Source organism: Pseudomonas sp. HR1 (assembly GCF_030175875.1).
Taxonomy (GTDB): domain Bacteria; phylum Pseudomonadota; class Gammaproteobacteria; order Pseudomonadales; family Pseudomonadaceae; genus Chryseomonas; species Chryseomonas oryzihabitans.
Genome location: NZ_JASNRF010000005.1, coordinates 420,703 through 432,507 on the forward strand (window position 1 = coordinate 420,703; position 11,805 = coordinate 432,507).

The 11,805-nt window shown below is 63.2% G+C and carries 13 protein-coding genes; 12 read left to right on the forward strand and 1 reads right to left on the reverse strand.

Annotated features, from left to right (window positions below):
- Positions 1–33 precede the first annotated feature (33 nt).
- Complete coding sequence (locus tag QKY98_RS19710; protein ID WP_027603054.1) at positions 34–291, forward strand: FAD assembly factor SdhE; 258 nt, start codon at positions 34–36, stop codon at positions 289–291.
- Positions 275–727, forward strand: a complete 453-nt coding sequence (locus tag QKY98_RS19715; RefSeq protein WP_284671435.1) for a protein YgfX — start codon at positions 275–277, stop codon at positions 725–727. The genes QKY98_RS19710 and QKY98_RS19715 overlap by 17 nt, the downstream gene beginning before the upstream one ends.
- On the opposite strand, the gene nadB is transcribed toward QKY98_RS19715, so the two are convergent.
- Entirely contained in the window at positions 684–2,306 is a 1,623-nt protein-coding gene (gene nadB, locus QKY98_RS19720; RefSeq protein WP_267399541.1) for an L-aspartate oxidase, read from the reverse strand. The genes QKY98_RS19715 and nadB overlap by 44 nt on opposite strands.
- Before the next feature lie 329 nt (positions 2,307–2,635).
- On the opposite strand from nadB, the gene rpoE reads away from it, so the two are divergent.
- From rpoE to pdxJ, 10 genes are all read left to right on the forward strand, one after another.
- Positions 2,636–3,217, forward strand: a complete 582-nt coding sequence (gene rpoE / locus QKY98_RS19725) for an RNA polymerase sigma factor RpoE/AlgU (protein WP_026083736.1) — start codon at positions 2,636–2,638, stop codon at positions 3,215–3,217.
- 33 nt (positions 3,218–3,250) lie between these two features.
- Positions 3,251–3,778: a sigma-E factor negative regulatory protein gene (locus tag QKY98_RS19730; RefSeq protein ID WP_027598577.1), complete on the forward strand. Its 528-nt coding sequence runs from the start codon at positions 3,251–3,253 to the stop codon at positions 3,776–3,778.
- 221 nt (positions 3,779–3,999) lie between these two features.
- On the forward strand, positions 4,000–5,424 hold the full coding sequence (locus QKY98_RS19735; protein ID WP_027603057.1) for a DegQ family serine endoprotease: 1,425 nt from the start codon (positions 4,000–4,002) through the stop codon (positions 5,422–5,424).
- 147 nt (positions 5,425–5,571) lie between these two features.
- Positions 5,572–7,371, forward strand: coding sequence for a translation elongation factor 4 (lepA, locus tag QKY98_RS19740; protein ID WP_007161994.1), 1,800 nt, complete (start codon positions 5,572–5,574; stop codon positions 7,369–7,371).
- 5 nt (positions 7,372–7,376) lie between these two features.
- The gene (gene lepB, locus QKY98_RS19745) at positions 7,377–8,231 is read left to right on the forward strand and encodes a signal peptidase I (protein ID WP_027603058.1); all 855 of its coding nucleotides are present in this window, start codon (positions 7,377–7,379) and stop codon (positions 8,229–8,231) included.
- The gene (locus QKY98_RS19750; protein ID WP_284671436.1) at positions 8,228–8,623 is read left to right on the forward strand and encodes a DUF4845 domain-containing protein; all 396 of its coding nucleotides are present in this window, start codon (positions 8,228–8,230) and stop codon (positions 8,621–8,623) included. The genes lepB and QKY98_RS19750 overlap by 4 nt, the downstream gene beginning before the upstream one ends.
- The gene (gene rnc, locus QKY98_RS19755; protein WP_007161997.1) at positions 8,620–9,309 is read left to right on the forward strand and encodes a ribonuclease III; all 690 of its coding nucleotides are present in this window, start codon (positions 8,620–8,622) and stop codon (positions 9,307–9,309) included. The genes QKY98_RS19750 and rnc overlap by 4 nt, the downstream gene beginning before the upstream one ends.
- Complete coding sequence (gene era / locus QKY98_RS19760) at positions 9,302–10,207, forward strand: GTPase Era (RefSeq protein ID WP_027598581.1); 906 nt, start codon at positions 9,302–9,304, stop codon at positions 10,205–10,207. Before rnc ends, era begins: the two co-directional genes overlap by 8 nt.
- A gap of 2 nt (positions 10,208–10,209) precedes the next feature.
- Positions 10,210–10,893 (forward strand): DNA repair protein RecO, encoded by a 684-nt coding sequence (recO, locus tag QKY98_RS19765; protein WP_027598582.1) that lies wholly within the window; start codon positions 10,210–10,212, stop codon positions 10,891–10,893.
- 3 nt (positions 10,894–10,896) lie between these two features.
- Complete coding sequence (gene pdxJ / locus QKY98_RS19770) at positions 10,897–11,637, forward strand: pyridoxine 5'-phosphate synthase (RefSeq protein WP_144947271.1); 741 nt, start codon at positions 10,897–10,899, stop codon at positions 11,635–11,637.
- Positions 11,638–11,805 lie beyond the last annotated feature (168 nt).

Genomic DNA, 11,805 nt, shown 5'->3' on the forward strand with positions numbered 1-11,805 from the left:
GCTTATACTGCGCCGATTGTCGCAGGAGTCCCCATGAGTACCGAAGCTACCGAACTCAACAGATTGTACTGGCACAGCCGCCGCGGCATGCTGGAACTGGATGTATTGCTGGTGCCCTTCGTCAAGGAGGTCTATTCCTCCCTGGGCGCGGAAGACCAGGCACGCTACCGCAAGCTGCTCGAGTGCGAGGATCAGGACATGTTCCACTGGTTCATGCAGCGCGGTGAGCCGGAAGACGCCGATCTGCAGATCATCGTGCGCATGATCCTGGACCGTGTCCAGCCGGCTTGAGCCCTTCGAATGTCGCTGGAGTGCCTCCGCCGGCCTCCTGCGACTGCATGCCCTGGCCGCGTTCGCCGCGGGGATCTGCCCCTGGCTGGCGGCCATTCCCTGGACGCTCAAACCTCTCTTGACGCTGCTGGTGCTCTGGTCCTGGCACCGCCAGCGCCAGCGCCAGCTCCAGCAGCGCTGTCCAGAGGTGCCGCGCGGTTTGCGCCATGGCGCAGAAGGCTGGCAGCTGTGGTCGCCGGCGACCGGCTGGCAGGCCATCCAGCTGCGCCCGGACAGCCTGGCCCTGCCGCGGCTGGTGGTCCTGCGCTATCGAATGCCAGCGGCGAGACGTACCCGCAGTCTCTGCATCGCCCGCGACAGCCTCGCCGCGGACGCCCACCGCCGCCTGAGAGTCAGACTTCGCTTCGCTCCGCGCCGGTTCGCGGCGCCAGAATAGTGTCCCGGGCGCTGCTGGCCAGTTGCGGATAGTCCAGGGTGAAGTGCAGACCGCGACTCTCCTGGCGGGCGAGAGCGCTTTCGATGATCAGCTCCGCCACCTGCGCCAGGTTGCGCAATTCGATCAGGTCGCGACTGACTTTGTAGTTGCTGTAGAACTCGTCGATCTCGTCCATCAGCAGGCGAATGCGATGGCGGGCGCGCACCAGCCGCTTGGTGGTGCGCACGATGCCCACATAGTCCCACATGAAGCGCCGCAACTCGTCCCAGTTGTGGGCGATCACCACGTCCTCGTCCGAATCCGTCACCTGGCTGGCGTCCCAGTCGGGCAGGTCGCGCGGCATGCCGATCTCGGCCGCTTGCGCCTGGATGTCCAGCGCCGCCGAGCGGGCATAGACGAAGCACTCCAGCAGCGAATTGCTGGCCATGCGATTGGCGCCGTGCAAACCGGTACAGCTGGTTTCGCCAATGGCATAGAGGCCGCCGAGGTCCGCGCGCCCGTGCTGGTCGACGCGCACCCCGCCGCAGGTGTAGTGCGCGGCCGGCACCACCGGGATCGGATCCCGGGTGATGTCGATGCCCAGTTCCAGGCAGCGGCGATAGACCGTGGGAAAGTGCTCCTGCACGAAGTCCGCCGGCTTGTGGCTGATGTCGAGAAAGACGCAATCGATGCCCAGGCGCTTCATCTCGTGGTCGATGGCGCGCGCCACCACGTCGCGTGGGGCGAGATCGGCGCGGGGGTCGAAGCGCGGCATGAAGCGTTCGCCATCCGGCAGACGCAGGACGGCGCCTTCGCCACGCAGGGCTTCGGTGATCAGAAAGCTGCGCGCATGGGGGTGATAGAGGCAGGTGGGGTGGAACTGGTTGAATTCCAGGTTGGCGACCGAACAGCCGGCGCGCCAGGCCATGGCGATGCCGTCGCCGCTGGCGCTGTCCTGATTGGTGCTATAGAGGTAGGCCTTGCTGGCGCCGCCGGTGGCCAGCACCGTGAAGCGCGCGTGCAGGGTATCGACCTGGCCGCTGGTCCGGTCGAGCACATAGGCGCCCAGGCAGCGCGCGCCCGGCCGGCCGAGCTTTTCCGTGGTGATCAGATCCACCGCCACCCGCTGACTGAGCAACTGGATGTTGGGTCGGCCTTCGGCGGTGCGCAGCAGGGTGTCGAAGATGGCCATGCCGGTGGCATCGGCCGCGTGGATGATGCGCCGGTGGCTGTGGCCGCCTTCGCGGGTCAGGTGAAAGCCCAGGCCGCCCTTGCCGGCGTCCTGCTCGCGGGTGAAGGGCACGCCCTGGTCGATCAGCCACTGCATGGCCTCGCGACTGTGTTCGACGGTGAAGCGCACGGCGCCTTCGTCACACAGCCCGGCGCCCGCGATTAGGGTATCCTGCACGTGCGCCTCGACGGTGTCGCCTTCGTCCAGCACCGCGGCGACGCCGCCCTGGGCCCAGTAGGTCGAACCATGCGCCAGTTCGCCCTTGCTCAAGACCGCGATGGACAGCGTCGCCGGTAGATTGAGCGCGAGCGTCAGGCCCGCGGCGCCACTGCCGATTACCAGGACATCGAATTCCAGATGACGCGCCATGACGTTTCCTTCTCACCGGGACGGCGAGTATAGGAACAAGGCGGCTGACGGCATAGCCATCGGATGGATCGGCAGGGAACTCGCGGGCGTCAGGCGGGGTCTATGTACAGATAATTGCTCATCCGTGCGGCCGGAACGCCAAGACGAGAATGGGCCATCTGCCAAAGCTAATTCAGTGACACCCAGGAGCGATCAGCAGCCATCTTAGTGCTCGCTCATCAACTGCTGTGGAGGGGAGAACTTTCGTGCAACAGCCCAGTCTAGCAGCGCGCGTCGATAGTGAAAGCAAGGACGATACCGAGCTGCAAGCCAAGGACAGCAAGCAAGCCCTGCCCACCCAGGAGCAGGATCAACAACTGGTCGAGCGCGTACAGCGCGGTGACAAGCGTGCCTTCGATCTGCTGGTGCTCAAGTATCAGCACAAGATTCTCGGTCTGATCGTGCGTTTCGTCCACGATACCCAGGAAGCCCAGGACGTCGCTCAGGAGGCTTTCATCAAAGCCTATCGCGCGCTCGGGAACTTCCGTGGCGATAGTGCTTTCTACACCTGGCTCTATCGCATCGCCATCAACACGGCAAAGAACCATCTGGTTGCCCGGGGTCGTCGTCCACCGGACAGCGACGTCAGTGCCGAAGATGCGGAATTTTATGAAGGCGACCATGCTCTAAAGGATATCGAGTCCCCAGAGCGGTCCCTTTTGCGGGATGAGATCGAGGCCACCGTGCATCGGACCATCCAGCAGCTCCCGGAAGATCTGCGCACCGCGCTGACCCTTCGTGAGTTCGAAGGCCTCAGCTACGAGGACATTGCGAACGTCATGCAATGTCCGGTGGGAACGGTCCGGTCTCGGATTTTCCGAGCTCGGGAAGCGATAGACAAAGCATTGCAGCCCCTGCTGCGTGATGCATAGACAGCGGCGACAGCTTTTAGAGAGGTAATACGTATGAGTCGTGAAGCCCTGCTGGAATCCCTGTCCGCTGTTATGGATAACGAAGCGGACGAATTCGAAACCCGGCGTGTCATCGCCGAGGTCAGCAAGGACCCGGAATTGCGCGCCACCTGGTCGCGCTACGCCATGGTCAGCGCCGTGATTCGCGGTGAGCCCATGCTGCCGAATCTGGATATCGCCAAAGGCGTCACCACCACGCTGGAGCGTGATGAGGCCGTCGCAGCCCCGGCAGCGCCCGTCGTTGCCCAGGCGCGCAAGAGTGGCTGGTCGAGCCTGGGTCGTGTCGCGGTCGCCGCGTCCGTGACCTTCGCCGTACTGGCAGGCGTGCGGATGTACAACCAGTCCGACGTCTCCACCCAGGGTCTGGCCCAGCAGGCGCCGAGCCAGCTGACCGTGCCGCAACCCGCGCGTAGCCCGGCCGTGCTGGCCAGCTTCAGCGAAGAAAGCACCAAGGCGAATGCCGAAGCCAAGGCTGACAAGCCGATGGCAGGTGAAAAGCAGGAAGCCCCTGCCCAGCGTTGATTCGCTGGCTTCACCTCGAAACGGCGTCCGGACTCTGTTCCGGGCGCCGTTTTTTTTTGCCTGCCGGATGTCCGGATGGAGCGCAAAATGCTTCGAAAGCTATCGTTCAGCAAGGCCGTGCTATTTCTGCTGCCAGTCGTCTCTGACTGTGCCGCCGTTGCGGAGCAGGCAGGTCGCCAGCGATGTGTTCAAGTCATTGGATAGAGTGGAGCTGCACGCGCATGCGCAATCTAAAGCATTACACGGCCGCCCTGATGGGGCTCTGGCTGATGGGACTGACGGCCATGGCTCGGGCCGATCTGCCGGATTTCACCGGCCTGGTCGAGGCGGCATCTCCAGCGGTCGTCAACATCAGCACCCGCCAGAAAATTCCCGAAGGTCGTGGCGCCGGCGCCATGACCATGCCCGATCTGGAAGGCCTGCCGCCGGGCATCCGTGAATTCTTCGAGCGCAGCATCCCGCAGATGCCGCGCGGTCCCCGTGGCAAGCAGGAGCAGGCCCAGTCCCTGGGCTCGGGCTTCATCATCTCGCCCGATGGCTACATTCTGACCAACAACCATGTGGTCGCCGATGCCGACGAGATCCTGGTACGGCTGTCCGACCGCAGTGATCACACCGCCAAGCTGATCGGCGCGGATCCCCGTACCGACGTCGCCCTGCTGAAAATCGACGCCAAGGACCTGCCCACCCTCAAGCTGGGCAATTCCGATCAGCTCAAGGTCGGTGAATGGGTCCTGGCCATCGGTTCGCCCTTCGGCTTCGATCACTCGGTCACCGCCGGTATCGTCAGCGCCAAGGGTCGCAGCCTGCCCAACGAAAGCTATGTGCCCTTCATCCAGACCGACGTGGCCATCAACCCGGGCAACTCCGGCGGTCCGCTGTTCAACCTCAAGGGTGAGGTGGTCGGGATCAACTCGCAGATATTCACCCGCTCCGGTGGCTTCATGGGGCTATCCTTCGCCATTCCGATCGACGTCGCCATGAACGTGGCCAATCAGCTGAAGACCGATGGCAAGGTGAGCCGCGGCTGGCTGGGCGTGGTCATCCAGGAAGTGGACAAGGATCTCGCCGAATCCTTCGGCCTGGATCGTCCGGCCGGTGCCCTGGTCGCTCAGACCCTGGACGACGGTCCTGCAGCCAAGAGCGGCATCAAGGTCGGCGACGTCATCCTCTCGGTCAATGGCCAGAAGATCGAGGAATCCGCCGACCTGCCGCACCTGATCGGCAACCTCAAGCCGGGTGCCAAGGCCGACATGGAGATCATCCGTGAAGGCAAGCGGCAAAACCTGAGCGTCACCGTGGGCGACATGCCCAAGGACGACCAGGCCGCTTCCGGTGGCGAGCGTGGCTCCGATCGGGCCAGCAATCGCCTGGGCATCGCCGTGGCCAACCTGACCGCCGAGCAGAAGAAGACCCTCGACATCCAGGGCGGCGTGGTCATCAACAAGCTCAGTGGCGACGGTCCTGCCGCGGCCATCGGCCTGCGTCCGGGCGACGTCATCACCCACCTCAACAATCAGCCCATCGAATCCGCCGCCGCCTTCGAGAAGATCACCTCGGCACTGCCGGCAGGGCGCTCCATTTCGATGCGCGTGGTGCGTGAGGGTCGCGCCAGCTTCATCACCTTCAAACTGCCGGGCAAGTAACGGCAGGGGACAAGGCGAGGGGCAGGCGACTGCCCCTTCTTTTTGTCCGCTCGAACGGCGCGAGTCCCCTTGTTTGCCGCATTCAGGTAAACTCCCCCGCTATTTTCCCGGCGGATGTTCCGCTGCTGGCTATTCGAGTGCTGATTCGTGAGTGATCTGAGCCATATCCGCAATTTCTCCATCATCGCCCACATCGATCACGGCAAGTCGACGCTTGCGGATCGGTTCATCCAGATCTGTGGTGGTTTGAGCGACCGAGAAATGGAGGCCCAGGTCCTGGATTCCATGGATCTCGAGCGCGAGCGCGGCATCACCATCAAGGCCCACAGCGTCACGCTGTACTACAAGGCCCAGGACGGCAAGACCTACCAGCTCAACTTCATCGACACCCCCGGCCACGTCGACTTCACCTATGAAGTCAGCCGTTCGCTGGCCGCCTGCGAAGGCGCCCTGCTGGTGGTGGATGCGGGGCAGGGCGTGGAAGCCCAGTCGGTCGCCAACTGCTATACCGCCATCGAGCAGGGCCTCGAGGTCATGCCGGTGCTGAACAAGATGGACCTGCCCCAGGCCGAGCCGGACAAGGTCAAGGCCGAGATCGAGCACATCATTGGCATCGACGCCACCGACGCCGTGCCCTGCAGTGCCAAGAGCGGCATGGGCGTACCCGATGTCCTCGAGCAACTGGTCAAGGTCATTCCACCGCCCGAGGGCGAGATCGACGCGCCTCTGCAGGCGCTGATCATCGATTCCTGGTTCGACAACTACCTGGGCGTCGTCTCGCTGGTGCGCGTCAAGCACGGGCGGGTAAAGAAGGGCGACAAGATCCTGGTCAAGTCCACCGGCAAGGTGCACCAGGTCGACAGCGTCGGCGTCTTCTCGCCCAAGCACACCGAGACGGTCGATCTCAAGGCGGGCGAAGTGGGCTTCATCATCGCCGGCATCAAGGAAATCCTCGGCGCCCCGGTCGGCGACACCCTGACCCTCAGCGCCACCCCGGACGTGGCCATGCTGCCGGGCTTCCAGCGGGTCAAGCCGCAGGTCTACGCCGGTCTCTTCCCGGTCAGCTCCGACGACTTCGAGGACTTCCGCGAAGCCCTGCAGAAGCTGACCCTCAACGATGCGGCCCTGCAATACGAGCCGGAAAGCTCGGAGGCCCTCGGCTTCGGCTTCCGCATCGGCTTCCTCGGCATGCTGCACATGGAGATCATCCAGGAGCGCCTGGAGCGCGAATATGATCTCGACCTCATCACCACCGCGCCGACCGTGGTGTTCGAGGTGGTGCTCAAGGATGGCAGCATCATCTATGTCGACAACCCGTCCAAGCTGCCGGACCTGGCCTCCGTCGCCGAGATGCGCGAGCCCATCGTGCGCGCCAACATCCTGGTACCCCAGGAGCACCTGGGCAACGTCATCACCCTGTGCATCGAGAAGCGTGGCGTCCAGCGCGACATGCAGTTCCTCAGCAGCCAGGTGCAGGTCAGCTACGACCTGCCGATGAACGAGGTGGTCCTGGACTTCTTCGACCGCCTCAAGTCGGTGAGCCGTGGCTATGCGTCGCTGGACTACAGCTTCGATCGCTTCGAAGCCGCCAGCCTGGTCAAGCTCGACGTCCTCATCAACGGCGAGAAGGTCGATGCCCTGGCGCTGATCGTCCATCGCGACAAGGCGCACTACAAGGGTCGCGCCCTGACCGAGAAGATGAAGGAGCTGATCCCGCGGCAGATGTTCGACGTGGCGATCCAGGCGGCCATCGGCGGTCAGATCGTGGCCCGGACCACGGTCAAGGCGCTGCGCAAGAACGTTCTGGCCAAGTGCTACGGCGGTGACGTGTCCCGTAAGCGCAAGCTGCTGGAAAAGCAGAAGGCGGGCAAGAAGCGCATGAAGCAGGTTGGTAGCGTAGAGATTCCTCAAGAGGCCTTCCTGGCCGTGCTCAAGGTGGATAGCTGAAGCCCATGTCCTGGAACTTCCCTCTGTTGCTGGTTCTCGCGGTCGCCGTCTGCGGCGCCCTGGCACTCATCGATCTGCTGGTGCTCGCACCGCGTCGTCGCAAGGCGATCCAGACCTACGGGCAGCAGGTCAGCGAGCCTGATCCCGCGGTACTGGAGCAGTTGAACAAGGAACCGGCCCTGGTCGAGTACGGGAAGTCGTTCTTTCCCGTCCTGGCCATCGTGCTGATCCTGAGATCCTTCCTGGTGGAGCCGTTCCAGATTCCTTCGGGCTCCATGAAGCCGACCCTGGAAGTGGGCGACTTCATCCTGGTGAACAAATTCGCCTACGGCATCCGCCTGCCGGTGATCGACCTCAAGGTCATCCCGATCGGTGATCCGCAGCGTGGCGACGTCATGGTGTTCCGCTATCCCAGCGATCCCAGCGTCAACTACATCAAGCGCGTCATTGGGGTGCCGGGCGATACAATCCGCTATACCAGCGACAAGCAGCTGTACATCAACGGCCAGCGCGTCAGCGAGGAACTGGTGGGTGACGAGCCGGGTTCCCTGGGCAGCGTCAAGCTGTTCAAGGAGCAACTCGGCAAGGCCGAGCACCTGATCCGCGAAGAGATGACCCGCTACCGCATGGAGCCCGACCACGAATGGAAGGTGCCGGCCGGTCACTACTTCATGATGGGTGACAACCGCGACAACTCCAACGACAGTCGCTACTGGGACGATCCCAACATTCCCCGTGACCTGCTCGGCATGGTTCCCGACCGTAACATCGTCGGCAAGGCCTTCGCCGTCTGGCTGAGCTGGCCGGAGCCCAAGCTGCAGAGCATGCCCACCCTGTCTCGCGTAGGTATCATCAGATGAATGAACGCAGAGTGTCCGGTCGTCCGTCGCGTCAGCAGGGGCTGTCGTTTCTCGGTGGTCTGCTCGCACTCTGCGTCATCGCCTTCCTGGCCAGTACGGCCATGAAGCTCGTGCCGCATTACCTGGACTACAATGCTCTGACCAAGGTCATCGAATCCATCGGCGACAACCCCGATAACCAGATTCGCAGCGTGTCCGACGTCTACAGCTACGTGGGGAAGGGTATGCAGGTGAACGACATCCGTAATCTCGATCTGCAAAAGGCCATGCGCGTCGAAGCCGACGGCAACCACCTGCAGATCCACCTCGACTATGAAAAACGTGAACACCTGATCCGCAACATCGATCTGGTCGTTCGTTTCAATCGTGATTTCCGTATAAATCTCCCGTGACATTATCTCTAGATCGCCTCGAGCGTCGGCTGGGTTATACCTTCAAGGACCCGGACCTGATGCTGCTCGCCCTCACGCACCGCAGCTTTGCCGGTCGCAACAACGAACGCCTCGAATTCCTCGGCGACGCCATCCTCAACTTCATCATCGGCGAAGCCCTCTACGATCATTTCCCCCAGGCCCGCGAAGGCCAGCTGTCCCGCCTGCGCGCCAAGCTGGTGAAAGGCGAGACCCTGGCCTTGCTGGCGCGCAGCTTCGAGCTGGGTGACTACCTGCGCCTGGGGTCCGGTGAGCTGAAGAGCGGCGGCTTCCGTCGCGAATCTATTCTTGCCGATGCCATGGAAGCCCTGATCGGCGGCATCTATCTGGATGCCGGCATGGATGCGGCCAAGGATCGGGTCATGGCCTGGCTCGGCCCGCAACTGCGCGAGCTGACGCCGGTGGATACCAACAAGGATCCCAAGACCCGCCTGCAGGAGTTTCTCCAGGCGCGGGCGTGCGACCTGCCGCGCTACGAGGTGGTCGCCATCGAGGGAGAGCCCCATTGCCGGGTCTTCTTTGTCGAATGCGAGATCGCCATGCTCAACGAAAAGACGACGGGGCAGGGCGCCAGTCGCCGTATCGCCGAACAGATAGCCGCCTCGGCGGCCTTGATCGCCCTGGGCGTGGAGAATGGTCATGAATGATGAGCTGAAGGCATCGCGGTGCGGCTACGTCGCCATCGTCGGCCGTCCCAACGTCGGCAAGTCCACGCTGCTCAACCATATCCTCGGGCAGAAGCTGGCCATTACCTCGCGCAAGCCGCAGACCACCCGGCACAACATGCTCGGCATCAAGACCGAGGGTGAGGTGCAGACCATCTATGTGGATACCCCCGGTCTGCACAAGGAAAACCAGAAGGCGCTCAACCGCTTCATGAACAAGACGGCCGTCACCGCCCTGCGCGATGTGGACGTCGTGGTGTTCGTGGTCGATCGTACCCGCTGGACCGACGAAGACCAGATGGTGCTGGAGCGGGTACGCTTCGTGAAGTGCCCGGTGCTGCTCGCCGTCAACAAGCTGGATCGTCTGGAAGACAAGGCCGACATGCTGCCGCACCTGCAATGGCTGCAGGAGCAATTGCCGGAAGCCACGCTCATTCCGATCTCCGCCCAGCACGGCCACAATCTCGACGCCCTCGAAGAGCTGGTGGCCGAGCGCCTGCCGGAGGGCGAGCACTTCTTCCCCGAAGACCAGATCACCGACCGATCCAGTCGTTTCCTCGCGGCCGAGCTGATCCGCGAAAAGATCATGCGTCAGCTGGGGGCCGAATTGCCCTACCAGGTCGCTGTCGAGATCGAGGAATTCAAGTACGACAACGGGGTGCTGCACATCCACGGCCTGATCCTGGTCGAGCGCGATGGCCAGAAGAAGATCCTCATCGGCCAGGCCGGCGAGCGCATCAAGCGCATCGGCCAGGAAGCCCGCCAGGACATGGAAACCCTGTTCGACGCCAAGGTCATGCTCAATCTCTGGGTCAAGGTCAAAGGCGGCTGGTCCGATGACGAGCGCGCCCTGCGCTCTCTGGGTTATTCCGACCTCTAGCGATGCAGGCGTCCGAGCCGCTGTTCGTCCTGCATGCGCGTCCCTATCGGGAAAGCAGTGCGCTGGTGGACGTGTTCGGCGCCTTCGGCCGGGTCCGTACGGTGTTGCGCGCGGCCCGCTCCCGCTCCGGAAGTCTGGCCAGGCCCTTCATTCCCCTCGAGGCTCAGCTCAGTGGGCGAGGGGAGCTGAAGAATCTGCAAAAGGTGGCGGCCCTGGCGCCGCCCTATCTGCTCCAGGGGCAGGCGCTGTTCAGCGGCTTCTATCTGAATGAGCTGCTGGTCCGGCTACTGCCCGCCGAAGATCCCTATCCCGCGCTTTTCGAACTCTATGGTCTGACCCTGGCGGCCCTCGCCCAGGGGCGACCGGTCGAGCCCCTGCTGCGTACCTTCGAATGGCGCCTGCTCGACCTGCTGGGCTACGGCTTCTCGCTGTCGCTGGCGCTGGATGGCCAGGCCATCGACGCCCAGCGCCTCTATCGCTTCATTCCGGACCAGGGCTTCGAAGCCGTCGACGAAGTTCGCCCGGGCTGTCTGGCCGGCGCGGAAATCCTGGCACTGGAGCGTGGCGAGTGGGACGATCCCACCGTAGTCCGCGCTGCCAAGCGCCTGATGCGCCAGGCCCTGGCGCCGCACCTGGGCAGCAAACCCCTGATGAGTCGCGAATTGTTCGCCAAGCCAAGTGAATAAGCCATGAAAGAGTTCAGTCGTGTTCTGTTGGGCGTCAACATCGATCATGTCGCCACCCTGCGCCAGGCCCGGGGTACCCGCTATCCCGATCCGGTCAAGGCGGCGCTGGATGCCGAGGAGGCAGGGGCGGATGGCATCACCCTGCACCTGCGCGAGGACCGTCGCCATATCCAGGAGCGGGATGTCCGCCTGCTGCGCGACCTCCTGCAGACCCGCATGAATCTCGAAGTCGCCCTGACCCCCGAGATGCTGGCCTTTGCCCAGGAGATCCGGCCCGAGCACGTCTGCCTGGTGCCCGAGCGCCGGGAAGAGCTGACCACCGAAGGTGGCCTGGATGTGCTGGGTCAGGTGCAGCGCATCCGTGACGCCATCGCCGCACTGCCCGCTTCGGAAGTGTCCCTCTTTATAGATCCCGATCTGCAGCAGATTCAGGCGGCCAAGGACAGCGGTGCTCCGGTGATCGAGTTGCACACCGGTCGCTATGCCGAAGCCGAGACCCAGGAAGCGCAGGCCCATGAGCTGCAGCGCCTGGCCAGGGCGGTGGAATTCGCCACCGGCCTCGGGCTGGTGGTCAATGCCGGTCATGGCCTGCACTACCATAATGTCCAGCCCATCGCGGCGCTGCCGGGTATTAACGAGCTGAACATCGGCCATGCCATCGTTGCCCAGGCGGTCTTCGTGGGCTTCAAGCAGGCGGTCAGGGACATGGCCGAATTGATCCGCTGCAACTCAATCGTAAAATAACTGTTGACCTGCTCTGAATCTCCCCTATAATGCGCCCCACTTCCGGCGCAGACGCTGAAGCGGCTTGAAAATCAAGCACTTAGGTCTGAGTCGGGCGAAGGGTCCATGGATTCTTCGCCATTTGGTTCTCACCTTCGGGTGACAACGAAATGAAGCGGAGGGGTTGAC

What these genes read in the sequence shown, in the direction of transcription:
- QKY98_RS19710 (WP_027603054.1), top strand. Translation starts at nt 34, where the DNA reads ATGAGTACCGAAGCTACCGAACTCAACAGATTGTACTGGCACAGCCGC.
- nadB (WP_267399541.1), bottom strand. Translation starts at nt 2,306, where the DNA reads ATGGCGCGTCATCTGGAATTCGATGTCCTGGTAATCGGCAGTGGCGCC.
- QKY98_RS19730 (WP_027598577.1), top strand. Translation starts at nt 3,251, where the DNA reads ATGAGTCGTGAAGCCCTGCTGGAATCCCTGTCCGCTGTTATGGATAAC.
- QKY98_RS19735 (WP_027603057.1), top strand. Translation starts at nt 4,000, where the DNA reads ATGCGCAATCTAAAGCATTACACGGCCGCCCTGATGGGGCTCTGGCTG.
- lepB (WP_027603058.1), top strand. Translation starts at nt 7,377, where the DNA reads ATGTCCTGGAACTTCCCTCTGTTGCTGGTTCTCGCGGTCGCCGTCTGC.
- QKY98_RS19750 (WP_284671436.1), top strand. Translation starts at nt 8,228, where the DNA reads ATGAATGAACGCAGAGTGTCCGGTCGTCCGTCGCGTCAGCAGGGGCTG.
- era (WP_027598581.1), top strand. Translation starts at nt 9,302, where the DNA reads ATGAATGATGAGCTGAAGGCATCGCGGTGCGGCTACGTCGCCATCGTC.
- recO (WP_027598582.1), top strand. Translation starts at nt 10,210, where the DNA reads ATGCAGGCGTCCGAGCCGCTGTTCGTCCTGCATGCGCGTCCCTATCGG.
- pdxJ (WP_144947271.1), top strand. Translation starts at nt 10,897, where the DNA reads ATGAAAGAGTTCAGTCGTGTTCTGTTGGGCGTCAACATCGATCATGTC.